This is a genomic window from Flavihumibacter stibioxidans (assembly GCF_014332695.1).
Taxonomy (GTDB): domain Bacteria; phylum Bacteroidota; class Bacteroidia; order Chitinophagales; family Chitinophagaceae; genus Flavihumibacter; species Flavihumibacter stibioxidans.
This window is the reverse complement of record NZ_MBUA01000028.1, coordinates 71820-89328: the sequence shown is the minus strand read 5'-3', so window position 1 is coordinate 89328 and position 17509 is coordinate 71820. Positions and strand designations below refer to the sequence as shown.

General features: G+C 46.5%; 18 protein-coding genes. 10 read left to right on the top strand and 8 right to left on the bottom strand.

Going from position 1 to position 17509, the window contains the following annotated elements:
* From BC349_RS16025 to BC349_RS16015, 3 genes are all read right to left on the bottom strand, one after another.
* Positions 1-876 carry a hypothetical protein gene (locus tag BC349_RS16025; protein WP_187257800.1) on the bottom strand — a complete coding sequence of 292 codons (876 nt, stop codon included), beginning with the start codon at positions 874-876 and terminating at the stop codon, positions 1-3.
* 189 nt (positions 877-1065) lie between these two features.
* Positions 1066-1788 (bottom strand): YebC/PmpR family DNA-binding transcriptional regulator, encoded by a 723-nt coding sequence (locus BC349_RS16020; RefSeq protein ID WP_187257799.1) that lies wholly within the window; start codon positions 1786-1788, stop codon positions 1066-1068.
* Between the two features lie 202 nt (positions 1789-1990).
* On the bottom strand, positions 1991-3532 hold the full coding sequence (locus BC349_RS16015) for an amino acid permease (protein ID WP_187257798.1): 1542 nt from the start codon (positions 3530-3532) through the stop codon (positions 1991-1993).
* 170 nt (positions 3533-3702) lie between these two features.
* Between BC349_RS16015 and BC349_RS16010 the strand changes: the two genes are divergently transcribed.
* The 4 genes from BC349_RS16010 to BC349_RS15995 are packed head-to-tail and all read left to right on the top strand — an operon-like array spanning position 3703 to position 8217.
* Positions 3703-4938: a dicarboxylate/amino acid:cation symporter gene (locus BC349_RS16010; protein WP_187257797.1), complete on the top strand. Its 1236-nt coding sequence runs from the start codon at positions 3703-3705 to the stop codon at positions 4936-4938.
* Between the two features lie 14 nt (positions 4939-4952).
* Complete coding sequence (locus BC349_RS16005; protein WP_187257796.1) at positions 4953-5936, top strand: DedA family protein; 984 nt, start codon at positions 4953-4955, stop codon at positions 5934-5936.
* Positions 5937-5948: 12 nt separating this feature from the next.
* Positions 5949-7178 carry an MFS transporter gene (locus BC349_RS16000; protein ID WP_187257795.1) on the top strand — a complete coding sequence of 410 codons (1230 nt, stop codon included), beginning with the start codon at positions 5949-5951 and terminating at the stop codon, positions 7176-7178.
* A gap of 34 nt (positions 7179-7212) precedes the next feature.
* On the top strand, positions 7213-8217 hold the full coding sequence (locus BC349_RS15995; RefSeq protein ID WP_187257794.1) for a glycosyltransferase family 9 protein: 1005 nt from the start codon (positions 7213-7215) through the stop codon (positions 8215-8217).
* 23 nt (positions 8218-8240) lie between these two features.
* On the opposite strand, the gene BC349_RS15990 is transcribed toward BC349_RS15995, so the two are convergent.
* The 3 genes from BC349_RS15990 to BC349_RS15980 form a co-directional block, all read right to left on the bottom strand.
* Positions 8241-8816, bottom strand: coding sequence for a hypothetical protein (locus tag BC349_RS15990; protein WP_187257793.1), 576 nt, complete (start codon positions 8814-8816; stop codon positions 8241-8243).
* A 219-nt stretch (positions 8817-9035) separates the two neighbouring features.
* Positions 9036-9965 carry a malate dehydrogenase gene (gene mdh / locus BC349_RS15985; RefSeq protein ID WP_187257792.1) on the bottom strand — a complete coding sequence of 310 codons (930 nt, stop codon included), beginning with the start codon at positions 9963-9965 and terminating at the stop codon, positions 9036-9038.
* Positions 9966-10031: 66 nt separating this feature from the next.
* Positions 10032-10574: a TlpA family protein disulfide reductase gene (locus tag BC349_RS15980; RefSeq protein ID WP_187257791.1), complete on the bottom strand. Its 543-nt coding sequence runs from the start codon at positions 10572-10574 to the stop codon at positions 10032-10034.
* Between the two features lie 109 nt (positions 10575-10683).
* Here BC349_RS15980 and BC349_RS15975 point away from each other — a divergent pair, with 109 nt between their 5' ends.
* The 5 genes from BC349_RS15975 to accC all read left to right on the top strand — a co-directional run bounded on the left by BC349_RS15975 (position 10684) and on the right by accC (position 15359).
* The gene (locus tag BC349_RS15975) at positions 10684-11067 is read left to right on the top strand and encodes a BlaI/MecI/CopY family transcriptional regulator (protein WP_187257790.1); all 384 of its coding nucleotides are present in this window, start codon (positions 10684-10686) and stop codon (positions 11065-11067) included.
* Between the two features lie 26 nt (positions 11068-11093).
* A complete protein-coding gene (locus tag BC349_RS20130; protein ID WP_187257789.1) occupies positions 11094-12761 on the top strand; it encodes a M56 family metallopeptidase in 1668 nt (555 codons plus the stop codon).
* A gap of 93 nt (positions 12762-12854) precedes the next feature.
* The gene (gene efp, locus BC349_RS15965) at positions 12855-13421 is read left to right on the top strand and encodes an elongation factor P (RefSeq protein WP_187257788.1); all 567 of its coding nucleotides are present in this window, start codon (positions 12855-12857) and stop codon (positions 13419-13421) included.
* A 94-nt stretch (positions 13422-13515) separates the two neighbouring features.
* Positions 13516-14001 (top strand): acetyl-CoA carboxylase biotin carboxyl carrier protein, encoded by a 486-nt coding sequence (gene accB, locus BC349_RS15960; protein WP_187257787.1) that lies wholly within the window; start codon positions 13516-13518, stop codon positions 13999-14001.
* Between the two features lie 20 nt (positions 14002-14021).
* On the top strand, positions 14022-15359 hold the full coding sequence (accC, locus tag BC349_RS15955) for an acetyl-CoA carboxylase biotin carboxylase subunit (RefSeq protein WP_187257786.1): 1338 nt from the start codon (positions 14022-14024) through the stop codon (positions 15357-15359).
* A 70-nt stretch (positions 15360-15429) separates the two neighbouring features.
* Here accC and hxpB read toward each other — a convergent pair whose 3' ends face one another.
* Entirely contained in the window at positions 15430-16092 is a 663-nt protein-coding gene (gene hxpB, locus BC349_RS15950; RefSeq protein ID WP_187257785.1) for a hexitol phosphatase HxpB, read from the bottom strand.
* 94 nt (positions 16093-16186) lie between these two features.
* Between hxpB and BC349_RS15945 the strand changes: the two genes are divergently transcribed.
* Complete coding sequence (locus BC349_RS15945; RefSeq protein WP_187257784.1) at positions 16187-16975, top strand: lysophospholipid acyltransferase family protein; 789 nt, start codon at positions 16187-16189, stop codon at positions 16973-16975.
* A 6-nt stretch (positions 16976-16981) separates the two neighbouring features.
* Here the strand turns inward: BC349_RS15945 and BC349_RS15940 are convergent, their stop codons facing one another.
* Positions 16982-17494 (bottom strand): acyl-CoA thioesterase, encoded by a 513-nt coding sequence (locus BC349_RS15940; protein ID WP_187257783.1) that lies wholly within the window; start codon positions 17492-17494, stop codon positions 16982-16984.
* Positions 17495-17509 lie beyond the last annotated feature (15 nt).

Here is a 17509-nt window from a genome sequence, read left to right as displayed (position 1 = left end):
TCATTTCAGACTCATCTGGTCAACATAATCAACTAATTTCCAGATATCACTTTTTACCAGTTTCCTGGTCTGGTCAATCTGGCCGCTGAGGCGGATAAAATCAATGTTGTTGGGAATATTATTAAATGCTTCTTCGTATTTGGGGTCAATGATGGACCTTGGATTGTCAAAGAAATTTGCGGTTACAAAATCATTTCTCGAATCGCCGGTGAAGGGAAGCAGTTTCTCATACAGTGCCCAGTCGGTCAGTGCGCCGATCTTTATCCTTTCCTGGTGGATCGGGTAGAATACTTCTGATTCCATCCGGACATAATCGGCTGCCTTGCCGGGTAAGGGTTTCATGAAATCGATCTGGACATATTTTGAAACAGGAGTCTTCGGGTCAAGTCCGGCGCGGTGTACATAGATCTCCCGGTTCACAACGGTCCTGCATTCCTGAAGTTGTGTCATGAATTGCTGGTAACTTAATTCCTTTGATCCGGTGATGACCTTTGTGTAAATGTCTTTTCTTGACACCGGGTTGTCAATCAGGTCTGAAAAATTGGTGGTGATCAGAACAGTTGCAAAATCATAACCGTTTTTTGTGTCGGGTGTCATCAGCACTTCATAAAAATACCAGCCCATTATTTTTTTATCCCTCACAACAGACTCATACACCCGGTGACCATAGTTCCTGACCAGGTTCCTGTAGGTGTCTTCTTTGCCCGGGTTGATTTTATAGGAAATAACTTCCAGGTAAACGGGTGGCTTGCCATTCTGTGCCCATACGCATATGGGAGCCAGCAGGGCAAGTAAATACACTGATATAGCAAGGAATGATAACAACTGTTTTCCTTTTGCGGAAACAGTATGATTCGATTTACGATACTCTTCCATATTCAAAGATTAAGGGTGAAGAAATCTTTGGTAAATGGTGCGGAAAAAGGGGCGGGATGGGTGCGGTAAAAAACCACTATGGGTGGCCGAGATTCTTATGTAAGGTAGCGTTATTTTAATTACAGGCAATAAAAAAACCTGTTGTATAAACAGGTTTTCAAAATGACGTCTATGTATGGCAGGGACTTGTCAGACAAGGTTATGAAACACTTTCTGAACGTCTTCGTCCTGTTCAATTTTATCCACCAGTTTCAAAACATCCTGGGCTTGTTCTTCCGGGAGTTCCACCGTGTTTTGCGGTATCCATTCAACTTCGGCGCTGATGGGAGTAATGCCTTTATCTTCCAGGGCTTTCTGCATGTTGCCAAAATCTGTAAATCCGCAACGTACCACCAGTACTTCCTCTCCATTTTCACCGGTACCCTCACCCAGTTCCTCCAGTCCGAAGTCAATCAGTTCCAGTTCCATGTCTTCTGCGTTCAGGCCTTCCGGTTTGAGTTTGAAAACGCCCATTTTTTTGAACTGGAAACTCACGCTTCCGCTATTTCCGAGAGAGCCGCCGCCCTTATTGAAAATTGCTTTAACGTTTGCAACTGTGCGTACATGGTTATCTGTTGCTGTTTCTACCAGGATAGCCACGCCGTGAGGTCCATATCCCTCATATAGTATCTCCTCAAAGTTTTCCATTTCCTTGCCCTGGGCACGTTTGATGGCAGCTTCCACACGGTCTTTGGGCATGTTTACTGCCTTGGCGTTCTGAAAGCAACGACGGAGTGCCGGGTTGGTGCCAGGGTCAGGGCCGCCGGCTTTTACAGCTATTGCGATTTCTTTACCAATCCGGGTGAACTGTTTTGCCATTCTGTCCCACCTGGCAAACATGGTAGCTTTACGTACTTCGAAAATGCGACCCATATAGGTTTGATGTTTGAGGTTTGATGTTTGAGGTTGCGCCGCAGGTTGCCTGCGAATGTGCAACTTCGTTTATTAGGAGTGCAAAAGTATGATAAAATGGAGAGATGGAAATACTGGGTGACAGGGGGGAGAAGAAATTAAAAGGCCCCGGTTATAACGGGGCCTTTTAATGATTACTTATAATCCAATATTTACATATGAATTATTCGAAGTCTTTTGCGTTCGGAAGAATTTCACCGGGTGTATGTCCTGGTTGGTTCAGTTTACTGTTTTTGCGGCTGTAAAGGAAATAAACGACTATACCAATCGCCATCCAGCCAAACGCAACTTTCAGGGTGGTGCTGTCGAGTGCGAAAATCATAGCTGTACAAACAATTACACCCAGGATTGGAACGAGGGGAACCAATGGGGTCTTGAAGGGACGCTTGATATCCGGGGAAGCAACCCGCATGATCCAGACACCTGCGCTTACCAGTACGAAAGCGAACAATGTTCCGAAACTGGTAAGATCGCCTGCTACGTGACCGGGAACAAATGCGGCGAACAGTCCGACGAAAATGAAGAGGATCCAGTTGGCTTTGTACGGTGTTTTGAATTTTGGATGCAGTTCACCGAAAGCTTTCGGGATCAGCCCGTCATTACTCATGGTGTAGAAGATTCGGCTCTGGCCCATCAGCATCACCAGGATTACAGAGGAGAATCCTGCCAGGATGGCGACAGTAATAGCGGTGGCAAGCCATTCATAGCCTGGCATATAAGCTGAAACGGCATAAGCTACAGAAGCCTCACGGCCTTTAACCGGGTCAACAAAATCCTGCCATGGTGATACACCGGTAAGTACATGGCCGAATAAGATGTAGAGGACGGTACAAACAGCCAGTGAACCCAGGATGCCGATTGGCATATCCCTTGCGGGGTTCTTGGCTTCCTGTGCAGCGGTACTAACGGCGTCAAAACCGATGAATGCGAAGAACACGATGGCAGCACCTCCAAGAACTCCGCCCCATCCGTGTTTGAAGGTGTTGGAATAATCGGCTATGACTTTCCCTGCCTGGTCTTTAAAGGCGGGTGTGCCTTCGGGGATCAGGTAAGGTGTATGGTTAGCCGGATCAATAAACTGCCAGCCTATTACTATAAAAACTAATACGATGGCAACTTTAATGAATACGATGACAGCGTTTACCATGGCAGATTCCTGCGTGCCCTTGATCAGGAGCATGGTCAGGAGCAAAAGGATGATCAGTGCCGGAGCGTTAACGATGCCCTGGTGCAGTGTTCCTGCAGCATCAGTGAAGCTTTCAAAAGGCGAGTGGCTCCACTCATATGGTATTCGCCCTCCCAGCAAAGTGTTCAGGTATTCACTCCAGGCAATGGATACGGTAGCAGCACCCAGTGCATATTCCATGATCAGCGCCCAGCCAATGATCCAGGCAATTAATTCACCCATGGTTACATAACTGTAGGCATAAGCACTTCCCGCAATCGGGATCATGGCGGCGAATTCTGCATAACAAAGTCCGGCGAAAGCACATCCCACGGCAGCAACGATGAAAGAAATGGTAACGGCAGGTCCGGCAGCCTGTCCCGCTGCAGCTGCAGTTCTTACAAACAAACCGGCGCCGATAATGGCGCCTATTCCAAGAGCTATCAGGTTGGTAGCCCCCAAAGTCCGTTTAAGTCCCTTTTCAGAATCAGCAGCCGATGCCAATAAATGAGACAATGATTTTTTTCTGAATAAACTCATACTAGTTTGTGGTTGTTGTTTTTTGAAGCTGTTAAGAAGCCCGTAAAATAAATAATTATTTCATTCACCGCCGCTAAACTTTGTTCAGAAGCGGATTTAGGCCGATTATTTTGGTAGCGTCAGGATTTTTTCGAATTTTCGGCCTTCCTTTCAATAAGTAAACACTCACAATGGTAAAACAGAACAGGTTAACACTCTATATCCTGGTGGCGATGGTGCTTGGGGTTATAGTAGGATATATAGTTAATAAAAATGCTTCTGCTGAATTTCTTCAGAGTTTTTCCAATAATATTAAACTGCTGACCACCATTTTCCTGAGAATGGTGCAAATGATCATTGCGCCTCTTGTATTTTCAACATTGGTTGTGGGGATAGCCAAACTGGGGGATCTTAAAACCGTGGGTCGTGTGGGTGGTAAAGCGCTTTTGTGGTTTATAACCGCCTCACTGGTCAGCTTGCTCATCGGACTGGTATTGGTGAACTTTTTCAAGCCGGGTGCCGCCATTGACCTGAGCAATGCCGATAGTTCGGGGGCACAGGATCTCATAGGTAAGACGAAGGTTTTCTCCCTGATAAATTTCGTAGAACACGTATTTCCGAAAAGTGTGATAGAAGCTATGGCGACCAACGAGATCTTACAATTGGTTGTGTTCAGTATTTTCTTTGGGATTGCCGCCACTTCAATCGGGGATTATGCCAAACCCGTGATCAAAGCGCTGGACGGGGTTGCCCATATCATCCTGAAAATGGTGAATTATGTGATGGCCTTTGCACCCCTGGGTGTATTTGGTGCCATTTCTGCCGTAATCGCCGTAAAAGGCCTGGAAGTATTTAAATTTTATGGGCTTTACCTGTTTTATTTCCTCATCGGGATAATCGTCCTTTGGCTGGTTCTTTTACTGGTTGGTTTCCTGATCCTCAGGAACCGCCTGCCCCATTTGATAAGGCGGATTGCCCAGCCGCTGCTGATCGCGTTCAGTACTACTTCCAGCGAGGCTGTATTTCCTAAACTTACAGAAGAACTGGAACGGTTCGGCTGCCGTGATAAAATAGTTGCGTTTATCCTGCCGCTTGGTTACAGTTTTAACCTCGACGGCAGTATGATGTATATGACATTTGCCAGCCTGGCAATTGCCCAGGCTTACGGCATTCATCTGGACATTGGTACCCAACTGACCATGCTGGTGGTTCTGATGCTCACCAGCAAGGGGATCGCAGGTGTGCCCCGGGCCTCACTGGTAGTGGTAACTGCTACCTGCGCCATGTTTGGTATTCCTCCTGAAGGAATAGCCCTGATATTGCCTATAGATCATTTTTGTGATATGTTCAGGAGTATGACCAATGTATTGGGAAATGCGCTTGCAACCACGGCGGTGAGCAAATGGGAAGGTGAATTAGAGAGTTAAATAGAAGAATTGATATGATAAACAAATTTAAAGGAGTCCTTGTTTTGCTGATTGGCCTGTTACCCTGGTTAACAGTCGCTGCTCAACAGGAAGTGCGGGTAAGATTTTTGAACCAGTATGAATCACCGGTAAAAACTGTGTCCATCCAGGCCGGGGGCGTTACAGGGGAATATGTTACTGACGATGAGGGGTATGCGATTATTAAGGTTGCCGCGGATGAAACTGTTCAGGTGTCAGCAGAGAACTATGAAGCAGGAACTTTTGTATTCCGGCAGTTGCCCGAAAATAAAACAGTTGTATTAACTAAGATTTTTACCTGGAAGGACTTGCTGAATCCGATGTTCTATATCGCCAACGGTGGCTTATGGATGATATTGCTGATCGTGTTTGCTGAAACAGGATTGTTTGCCGGTTTCTTCCTGCCGGGTGACAGTCTGTTGTTTGTATCAGGTATTTACAGTTCCAACCTTGCCAATGAGTTTTATAAATCCATCGGTATTCCGGCCCTGCAAAATGAATGGCTGGATCTTTTCATGCTGGTGGCCCTGATTTCTTTTGCCGGTGTGATCGGAAATACCATTGGCTACTGGTTTGGGCGCAGGATCGGCCCGGCTATGTTCCGCTGGAAGGATAATTTCTTTTTCAAAAAGCATTATCTCGAACAGGCCCATGAATTTTACGACAAACATGGGGGGGGCGCCATCGTGTTTGCCCGTTTCCTTCCGATCGTAAGGACCTTTGCCCCGATCATCGCTGGTATAGTTGGAATGGATAAGAAAAAGTTTGCATTCTATAATATTGTAGGAAGTATTGCCTGGGTTTTAAGTATGATTCTCGGTGGTCATTTCCTGCAGATTTGGGTGAAGAATCAATTTGGTTTTGAGCTGAAGGACCATCTTGAAGTGATCATCATTGTAATTGTTCTGGTAACTACTGCTCCGGTTTTATGGAAGTTAATAACCGGATCAAAGAAGAGAAAAGATTCAGCCGGAAATTAATCAACCGACCATATGACCCAGACTGCTGCCAACCGGAACTCTGTTTTTAATATCGCTGTTATTGTTGCCGCCCTCGGATATTTTGTAGATATCTATGATTTGCTGCTCTTCAGTATTATCAGGGTTCCGAGTCTGCAGGACCTGGGTCTTTCGGAGGTGCAGATCAGGGATGAGGGACTGTTTATCATCAATACACAGATGATGGGCCTGCTGATCGGTGGAATACTCTGGGGAGTATTGGCGGATAAAAAGGGAAGATTAAGTGTGTTGTTTGCCTCCATCATTATGTATTCCCTGGGAAATATTGCCAATGGCTTTGTTCAGACAGTGAACCAATATGCTGCGGTCCGTTTTATTTCCGGTATCGGGCTGGCCGGGGAACTGGGGGCAGGTATTACACTGGTAAGTGAATTGTTACACAAGGACCGCAGGGGGATAGGTACTTCACTGGTTGCCGGCATTGGATTGTCAGGCGCCGTTCTGGCCTATTTCATGAAGGAAAATTTTCACTGGCGTACCTGCTATTTTATTGGTGGCGGACTCGGATTTATGCTCCTGTTCCTGCGGATCAAAGTGGCAGAATCTGGCATGTTCCATCATGTCAAGCAAAGCAATATAAAGAAGGGGAATTTTTTGATGTTTTTCAATAATGCCAATCGCTTCAGGAGATACCTGCTGAGTATACTGATTGGCCTGCCAACCTGGTTCGTGATCGGCATACTGGTAAGTTTTTCCAAAGAATTTGCCATCCAGATGGATGTACAGGGAACGGTCGATCCCGGAAAAGCTGTGATGTATGCCTATGTTGGCATCTCACTGGGAGATATTGCAGTAGGATTGGTGAGCCAGTTGCTAAAAAGCAGGAAGAAGGCTTTGTTTCTCTTTTACGGACTGACCATTATCGGCATGTTCTGGTTTTTCAACCTGCAGGGAGCCGATACGCAGGAGGTTTACTGGGCCTGTGCACTGCTTGGATTTGGTACCGGGTTCTGGGCCATATTTGTGACGATGGCGGCCGAACAGTTTGGAACCAACCTGCGGGCCACCGCAGCCACAACCGTCCCCAATATGGTGCGCGGTTCACTGAACCTGATCACACTGTTGTTTACCGGCCTCCAGGCTTATTATGGGTTCATCCAAAGCGGAGTGATCACAGCTGTAGTGATTATGATCATTACCTTTATTTCTGCCGCACTTACTGCCGAAACCTTTGGAAAGGATTTGAATTATGTGGAGGAATGAGATGGTCAATGGTGAATGGTCAATGGTGAATAAGATGAAAGTATTAATTATAAGATTTTCTTCAATTGGTGATATAGTACTCACTACACCGGTTATGCGCTGTTTGAAAAAACAGGTGCCGGGAGTGGAATTGCATTATCTCACCAAGTCTTCTTTTGCAAGTGTATTAAAGGCAAATCCATATATCGACAAACTGCATTTATTGCAGAAGAATATCGAGGACACGATCCGCGAATTAAAAGAGGAAGGGTTTGATATGGTGGTGGACCTGCATCATAACCTCCGTACACTGCGAATAAAAAAAGCCTTAGGCTGCAAATCGAAAAGCTTTAATAAGCTCAATGTGCAGAAATGGTTACTGACCAACCTGAAAGTCAACCTGCTTCCTGAAAAACATATTGTGGACCGCTATCTTGAAACGGTCAGTCATCTGGGGGTTAAAAATGATGGTGCGGGATTGGATTATTTTATTCCGGCTGATGAAACCATCAAACAGCAGGATATTCCGGTTTCCCACCAACTGGGGTATATCGGCCTGGTTATTGGGGCAGCGCACGCCACAAAAAGATTGCCGCTTGACAGGTTGAAAGAACTGGTAAAGCTGCTGGATCACCCGGTGATCCTGATGGGTGGCCCTGATGACAAGGTCATAGGGGAGGTACTTGCTTCCATCGATCCCGTTAAAATATATAATGCCTGTGGTAAATTCAGTCTGAATGAATCTGCCGACCTTGTCAGGCAGGCCAGGATCATCATCAGTCATGATACGGGACTGATGCATATTGCCGCCGCATTCAAAAAGCCGATCATTTCTGTATGGGGAAACACAGTACCTGCTTTTGGTATGTATCCGTACTATGGGCAGCTGCAATTGGGGCAATCTGCTCCATTCCATATTGTTGAAGTGAATGGTTTGTCCTGCCGCCCCTGTTCAAAGATCGGGTATGAAAAATGTCCCAAAGGGCATTTTCGCTGTATGGAAAATATCTCCCTTCAGGACATCAAACTATTGGCACAACAGATGCTGACAGCCCGGTAGCAAACCAGGCTGTCACCCTGGTGTTATTTGGCGTAATTACCGGTCCATTCACCGGTACTGTCAAACAGGTTGAACCCAACCATGGAATCTTCACAGAAAAATACCTTGGTCCATTCGTCCTGCAGGTTGAAATAATTGTAGGTATTGGAACTTGTTTTAATCAGGTAACCTTTCCATGTTCCCTTATCATCAAAATCCAGTACCACAAACTGGTTGGCAATCACCAGGTAACCGGTCAGTTTGCTGGCCTTGTCAAACATGTAATAACCTTTCCAGGTAGTATTGCTCAGCGGGTGAAGGCTGAAAGAATACATGGGATTGATACTATGGTTGTGCAGGGGGCTGAAGTCCTTGTTGAATTTTGGATTGATCAGTTTGTTTTTTTCAGGATTGATACCCTCATTCATGGCAGGATTGATGTTCCAGTTATGTTTGGGATTGATCCTGTAATTCTTTTCGGGATTGATGCGGGGATTGTCTGTGGGACTAATAGTTTTATTCACCAGTGGATCCCTCATTTTAGGAAGTTCTATGGGTTCCTGTGCATTGGTACTTACAACCAACAGCAATAAAGCTACGGTTAGCAGGGGCTTGATCATACTCTTTTTGTTTGTATAGGTTTCAGAATTAAGCGGCCTTCGAGGCGATTGGTAAGGGTAAACTTACCCGTGCAGCTTTAAATAGGTGTTGGAGCAGACCAGACTGTTATACAAAACTAATAGAATAGTTCTGGGATCAAAATAGTTGGGGGAATATTTTTTTGCCCGGGGCACAAAAAAACCGGCATTTGCCGGTTTTTTTTGTTGTAAGATGCTGTATTACAGTGTTTTGAGCACATCGTTCATTGTCCTTACAGCCTCTGCACTTTTGTTGAACATAGCCTGCTCTGAGTCGTTCAGACCGAATTCAACAATCTTTTCCCAACCGTTCCTGCCAATTACTACAGGAACACCCATGCAGATATCAGACTGTCCATATTCGCCATTCAGCTGTACGCAACAGGTAAAGAGTTTTTTCTCATCGCGTACAATGCTTTCCACCAGTGCAGCACCGGCAGCACCAGGAGCATACCATGCGGAAGTGCCAATCAGTTTGGTAAGGGTCGCACCACCAACCATTGTGTCAGCAACAACCTGCTGTTGTGTGGCCTCATCCAGGAAATTGGTTACAGGAACGGAGTTCCAGGTAGCATAACGGATCAGGGGAATCATGGTTGTATCGCCATGTCCGCCTACGACAACTGCATTGAGGTCAGCCGGTGAACAACCCAGGCGCTGGCTCAGCTGGTACTTGAAGCGTGCGCTGTCTAGTGTGCCACCCATACCGATGATCCTGTTCTTTGGAATACCGGTGGCGCTCAGGGCCAGGTAAGTCATGGTATCCATCGGGTTGCTGATAATGATGAAAATTGCATTGGGTGAATATTTCAGGATATTCTCACATACATTCTTTACAATACCTGCATTGGTACCGATAAGTTCCTCACGGGTCATTCCGGGTTTACGCGGAATTCCGGAAGTAACCACTACTACATCGCTGCCGGCGGTTTTGCTGTAATCATTGGTAGAGCCGGTGATGCGGGTGTCAAAACCGAGCAGGGTTGCGGATTGCATCATGTCCTGGGCTTTTCCTTCTGCCAGGCCTTCCTTGATATCCAATAAAACCAGTTCTTCGCAAAGTTCTTTGCGGGCAATGTTGTCTGCACAGGTTGCACCAACGGCACCGGCACCAACTACTGTAACTTTCATGTAAGGGAGATTTATGCGGTGAAATAATTATTTGCGGGGCAAAGATATGAGTTGTTTGTACACAACCTATTTGAAAGCTGAAACCAACTGGTCTATTGCCACATTCCCTTCAAACACTTTTACGAATTCTCCTTTTTTGTTGTAGAGTGCGAAATAGGGCAGGTTTATAATCCTGAAATAGGGGGGCATAAAGTATTTTTCATCCCTTCCTATGTAAAGGTTTTTCCAGGCCGATAAATTATAGCGATTATAAAAACCAACCAGGTTTTCCATCGGCTGGTAGGTTGCCATCACCAGGTTGAATGGCTGCAATTTGCCAATTTCCTTTTGCATAACATCCACCTGTGCCACGCAGTGGTGGCAATCGGGACTGAAAAACATTATGATCGTTCCATTGCTTTTCGGAAGCTGGTCCCGAATAATCAATTGCCCGTTGATCCCCCTGAGCTCAAACGGGGGAAGGGTTTTAAATTTCAGGTAGGGAGGAACAGAGGTTGGTGATTGTTTGTCGGCCGCTGTTTCCTGGCCCTTTGAAACCATCGGGGCAAGCATCGCCAGGAATACAATCATTGGCACCAGCCTGAATACTATTCTGCTTGTTGTTTTCATGCTATAAAATTAGGACAGGATTTTGGCTATTCCTTCTTAACAAAGTTTTTTACAAATTAATTTGGATTATTCTACGATATGTTCGTAGGTTTACGAAAAGTTCGTAGGTATGGAAAAGTTGACGATTTCAGAAGAGCAGGCCATGCAGGTGATCTGGCAGGCAGGGGAAGGAAATGTAAAAACATTCCTGGAAAGGATGGAGGCACCTTTACCCCCGTATACCACCCTTGCCTCTACCGTAAAGAACCTCGAGAAAAAAGGTTACCTGAACAGCCGGCTGGTGGGAAATACCTATGTCTACCGGCCAACTATAAGCGAAGAGGAGTATAAGAAGAAGTTTATGAATCATTTTATACAGGACTATTTCAATAATTCGTACAAGGCAATGGTCAATTTTTTTGTGGAACAGAAGCAGTTGAGCAGGGATGAACTGAAGGAAATACTTGATCTTATTGAAGGAAAGGATATAAAAAGGGAAAATAAGCTCAAATAACCATTCACTATCAATCAACCCGTTTTATGGCTCCCTTCTTACTTTACCTGTTTAAATTCTCCATATGCCTGTCGGCTGTATATCTTTTATATGTATTGCTGCTGAGGCGGCTTACTTTTTACCAATGGAACCGTTGGTACCTGATGGCATACCCGGTGCTCGGTTTTTTCCTGCCATTGCTGAACATCAGCTGGTGGATGGACGAAAGCCAGGTTTCCCCGGCATTGCTGGAACTATTACCTGCATTGGGGAACTGGAAGCCTTCGGGGAAGGAGGTTCATACTAACGGTATTGATTGGTGGGATTGGGGTACCCTGGTATTTTTTGCCGGGATACTGCTGATGCTGTTAAGGGTGCTGCTTCAGTATATTTCTTTGTTGCGTATGCATAAAAAGGCGAACCTGCTGGCGGATGGATCGGTAAAATTGTATGAAGTAAAGGATCCTATTATTCCTTTTTCGTTTGGGTCAGCAGTTTATATTAATCCGGCCCAGCATGCAGAGGCGGATCTGAAAGAAATTATCAGGCATGAAATGGTTCATGTGCGGCAGCACCATACCATCGATATCATATTATCAGAATTATTGGTTGTGATCAACTGGTTCAATCCGTTTGCATGGTTTATCCGGAAAGCCATCAGGCAGAATCTCGAGTTCATAGCCGATCGCCAGGTACTGGAACATGGACTTGACCGGCGTCAGTACCAGTACCTATTATTAAAAGTGGTGGGGCAGCAGCAATTCACACTTGCCAGTCACCTCAATTTTTCCGCATTAAAAACAAGAATTACCATGATGAACAAGATCAGATCAGCCAGGGTACACCTGGTAAAATTTGCCTTTGCCCTGCCATTGGCGGCGGTATTATTACTTGCCTTCCGGAAGCAGCAGGATCCAGTTCCAGCCGTGACTCCTGAAAGCAGTTACGAACCGGGAGATAACCAGTTAAATAAACTTGCAGATTTTGCGGTGCCCGGATTAAATGTTAAACCGGAAACCGATACTGTTCCCGGAAAGAAAAATTTCTCCTACACTTTTGGTCCTACTGAGAAAGATTATTATTTAATTATCAGTGGGAAAAACGGCGAGACGATGGTAACAGTTAAAGACAAAACGGGCAAGCTCATAAAATCTGTACCAATTAGTGAGTGGGATAAGAATGCAGGAGAATATGAAAAACTATATGGTAAGCTGCCACCGCCGCCTCCACCACCCGCACCACCCGCTCACCCCGCACCACCCGCTCACCCTGCTCACCCCGCAGCTCCGGCACCACCGGTACCACCTGCGCCACCAGCAGCGCCGGCACCACTGCCTGCGGATGCCATTTATATAATTGACGGCAAAGAATCAACTATTGCAGAAGTTAACCTGATTGCCCCCGGGCAAATACAAACCATGAATGTATTCCAGAGTGATGCAGCCATCAGTAAATATGGAGACAAAGCCAGGAACGGGGTAGTGGAGATCCGCACCTCCAATGCAACTGCCCTGAAAAACCAACCAGGCAACGGCATCACGCCAAATACCATCTGGGTGGTGGACGGGAAGATAGTGACCAGGGAAGAAGCGTTGGCTTATAAGAAGGAGCAGATCAGCAGCGTCAATATTTTAAAAGCAGAATCAGCTATTCTTCGTTATGGCGAAAAGGCAAAGGACGGTGTCATTGAAATTTCCCTCGAGAAAGCAAACTGAGCCGGGTGGCTTTAAAAAATTGCCGCCTTTTACCGAATTACAGTAATTTTGCCCCCTCATTAATAATTTGGATTAAGAAAATTGTAATTCGTTATGGCAAATACATCGGATATCAGCCGTGGCCTTATCATCAAAATCGATGGCAGCCTGTATAAAATCGTGGAATTTGGTGAAAACAAGACCGCCCGTGCAGCCGCAAAGGTTTGGGCTAAGTTGAAAGGGGTGGACAATAACCGTTCAATCGAACAAACCTGGAACAGTGGTGATACCATTTACCCGATCCGCGTGGAAAGAAAAGATTTCCAGTTCCTGTACAAGGATGACAGTGGTTATAATTTCATGGACAATGAAACCTTCGAGCAGATCGTTGCCCAGGAGAACCTGATCGATGCACCCCAGTTCCTGAAAGATGGCCAGCAGGTTTCCGTATTGATCAATACTGAAAGTGATTCACCCATGAGTATTGAGCTTCCCGACAAAATTGTGCTGAAGGTTACCTACAGCGAACCCGGCATGAAGGGCGATACAGCAACCCGCACCCTGAAACCCGCCACAGTAGAAACCGGAGCCACAGTTATGGTGCCCCTGTTTGTAAACGAAGGTGAACTCATCCGTGTGAACACCAAAACCGGCGATTACGTAGAACGCGTAAAAGAGTAATTTTTTTCAGCTAATGAATACTGTGCCCCTCTTCGGAGGGGCATTTTCCTTATCTTAGCCGCCAAAATTGATCACCAACTGTAAATTCAGTACAATGGATTTCAAACAAATTCAGGAGTTGATCCGACTGATCAACAAATCGAACATCGGTGAACTTACGATCGAAGAGAAAGGTTTTAAGGTTACGATTAAGCAAAAGCAAGACAACATTCAGCAAGTAATGGCAGCCCCGGTGTATGCACCATCCGCGCCTGCGCCGGTTGCAGCGCCTGCCACTGCTCCTGCAGCACCTGCCGCTGAGGGGGAAAAACCAAAGACGGCTGAACCTGCTGCTTCTAATCTGATCACCATTAAGAGCCCCATGATCGGTACTTTCTACCGTCGTCCGTCTCCCGATAAACCCCTGTTCGCAGAAGTGGGCGATGAGATCGTCCCCGGAAAAGTGGTTTGCATCATCGAAGCCATGAAGCTTTTCAACGAAATTGAGAGCGAAGTAAAAGGTAAAATCGTGAAGATCCTGGCAGAAGATGCTTCTCCTGTTGAATACGACCAGCCTTTATTCCTGGTGGAACCCGCTTAATGCAAAAATTGTAAAGGAAGATGTTTAAAAAAGTATTGATCGCCAATCGTGGTGAGATAGCCCTGCGTGTGATAAGAACCTGTCGCGAGATGGGTATCAAAACCGTAGCGGTTTATTCCACTGCCGATAAAGATAGTTTGCACGTAAAATTTGCCGATGAAGCGGTTTGTATCGGTCGCCCCGCGGGTGCCGATTCTTACCTGAACATCCCCCACCTGATGGCTGCTGCGGAGATTACCAATGCAGATGCCATACACCCGGGTTATGGCTTCCTGGCAGAGAATGCCCGTTTCGCTGAAATCTGTGGTGAACATGGAATCAAGTTTATTGGTCCCACCCCGGACCAGATCCGCTCCATGGGTGATAAGATCACGGCGAAGGAAACAATGATCAAAGCCGGCGTTCCGGTTATTCCCGGCAGCGAAGGTTTGCTGGAAAGCCTCGACCAGGCATATACTGTGGCCAACGATATGGGCTATCCCGTGATCATCAAAGCCACTGCCGGTGGTGGTGGTAAAGGTATGCGGGTCGTATGGTCCAATGAGGAAATGGAGCGGGCCTATAATACAGCCAAAGCGGAAGCACTGGCATCTTTCAAAAATGACGGCATCTACATGGAGAAATTCGTGGAAGAACCCCGTCACATCGAGATCCAGATTGCCGGTGACAGGTATGGAAAAGTTTGTCACCTCAGCGAGCGTGATTGCTCTATCCAGCGTCGTCACCAGAAACTGGTGGAAGAATCACCTTCACCTTTCATGACACCTGAGCTTCGTTTTGCCATGGGTGAGGCTGCCAAGAAAGCGGCCGGAGCCATTAATTATGAAGGCGTTGGTACCATAGAGTTCCTGGTCGACAAGCACCGCAATTTCTACTTCATGGAAATGAATACCCGTATCCAGGTAGAACATTGTGTAACCGAGGAAGTGATCAATTTTGACCTGATCAAAGAACAGATCAAGATTGCCATGGGAGAACCCATCAGCGGCCGCGATTACGAGCCCCAGATGCATGCCATCGAATGTCGTATCAATGCCGAAGATCCCTATAATGATTTCCGGCCAAGTCCCGGCAAGATCACCATCCTGCATACACCGGGCGGACATGGTGTAAGGGTTGACAGTCATGTGTATGCCGGATACACCATCCCGCCATATTATGATTCCATGATCGGAAAACTGATTACGGTTGCGCGTACACGTGATGAAGCCATCAACACTATGTACCGGGCACTCAGTGAATATGTAATTGAAGGCGTGAAAACCACTATCCCTTTCCATCTGCAACTCATGCAGAACGAGGACTTCCGGAGCGGAAACTTTACAACGAAGTTCCTGGAAGGATTCAAGATGAAATGAGGTGACGGATTTCAGAAGGGAGAAGAAGAGATAATAGAAGGGTGCTGATTCGTGAGGATCAGCACCTTTCTCATTTCCAGATCGCCTGGAGTAACAGCTCATTAAAATTCACCAGTGAGCTGAGTTTCAGGTCGGCGGCACCCCATTTGGCTTCAGCATATTGTTCCGGCGCCGGTACTACCACGCATTTCATCTTGGCAGCTTTGGCTGCGATCAGGCCGTTAAAGGAATCTTCAAAGCACAGGCAATGGAAGGGGGCGGCCTTCAGTTGTGCTGCGCATTCGATGAAAACCTGCGGATGCGGTTTGCCATAAGGCAGCTGCCCTGCAGAACTGATACCATGCAGATATGGTCCGATACCCAGCTTTTCCACCACTACATTGATCAGTTTCATGGGAGAGGAGGAAGCCAGTCCGATTTTATAATCCTGCTGCAGGAAAAAATTGATGATGTGTTCCACACCGGGCATGGGCTGGCCCTTTTGCCTGATTTTCTCCAGTGCAGCTTCTTCAATAGTGCTGATGGCTGCGGGGGCATTCGCATGGTCTACGCCAAAATGGTTGAACCAGTGTTCGATCCACTCAATGGTCCGAAGCCCGGTGCTGGTATGGTATTGTTCCGTAGTCAGACGGATTCCGAATTGGGCGAGGGTCTCGATGCCTGCTTCCTGCCAGTATGGCTCAGAGTCGATCAGCAGGCCATCCATATCAAAAATGACGGCTTTTTTAGGCATCCGCAAATATACAATGGCGCGTCAACAAACGATGCCCGGTATAACCAAAACAAGTATATTGCGTGTTGATTGTTTGTCTATCCAACAGCACCGCATGAGTGAATTTATAGATCGTTTAAAGCAAATCCGGCTTGTGCGCAAACTGGTTTATGCTGTGGTGGGAATTGTTTCCTACCCGGGGTTAGCCATTGTGAATAAGATCAGGATATCCGGAACGGAACATATTGAAAACCTTCCCCGCAGGAATGTTCTGTTCGTCAGCAATCACCAGACGTATTTTGCTGATGTGATCACCTTCCTGCATATTTTCTGTGCAGTGAAATGGGGCAAAAGAAATGAACTCGGAATCCCTTACTATTTGCTCAATCCATATACCAATGTGTATTATGTTGCTGCCGAAGAAACCATGAAAGGCAGCTGGATCAGCAAGTTTTTTATCCTTGCCGGAGCTCTTACGGTTAAGCGAACCTGGCGAACCGGGGCAACAGAAGTAAGGCGCGGGCTTGATCCTTCCGATACCCGTAAAATTGAAAGGGCACTGGCCAACAGCTGGGTCATCACTTTTCCGCAGGGCACTACCCGTCCCTATGCTCCGGGCAGAAAGGGTACTGCGCTGATCATCAAAAAGAACAGGCCCATCGTGGTCCCGGTGGTGATCAACGGTTTCTGGCGGGCTTTTTCCAAGAAAGGATTAAGTTTCAAAAAACGTGGCTCACTGCTTACGGTAAAGTTCGGGCAGCCGCTGGTTATTGATTACGATGCTCCTGCCGAAGAGATCCTGGACCAGATCATGGATTCCATAGAGCAGAGCCGCAAATACATGATGAAAGTGCCTCACCTGGCAGAAACATTTGCCGGCAAACCCGAGAGGTCGAAATCCTGATCAGTATTATACGTTGAACAGTGCTTTCAATTCCGTTGCGTCATGTGGTTTCATCTTGCCGCCAAGAATGAGGCGTAGCTGCCTTCTTCTTAATGCACCCTCAAACAATTCTTTTTCTTCCGGTGTTTCCGGCACCAGGGCAGGAACAGGTCTTGGTTTCCTGTTGGGATCAAGTGCTACGAATGTATAGTAGGCTTCATTGCTCTGGTAACGGTATTGATGCGTGAGGTCTTCTCCCCATACTTTCAGATGAATTTCCATGGAGGTTTTGAATGCGCGGGTAATCATCGCTTCTATATGCACCACATTGCCCAGTTTGATGGGGGATTCAAAAGAAATATTATCAACTGAAGCAGTCACCACCGGTGCATTGCAATGCTTGCTTGCTGACAGTGCAGCGGCAATATCCATCCAGTACATGAGACGGCCGCCCATCAGGTTTCCGAAAAGATTGGTGTCGTTGGGTAATACCAGTTCGGTCATGATTACAATGCTCTCAGAAGGCTTTCGCTGTTCCATTTCAAATCGTTTAAG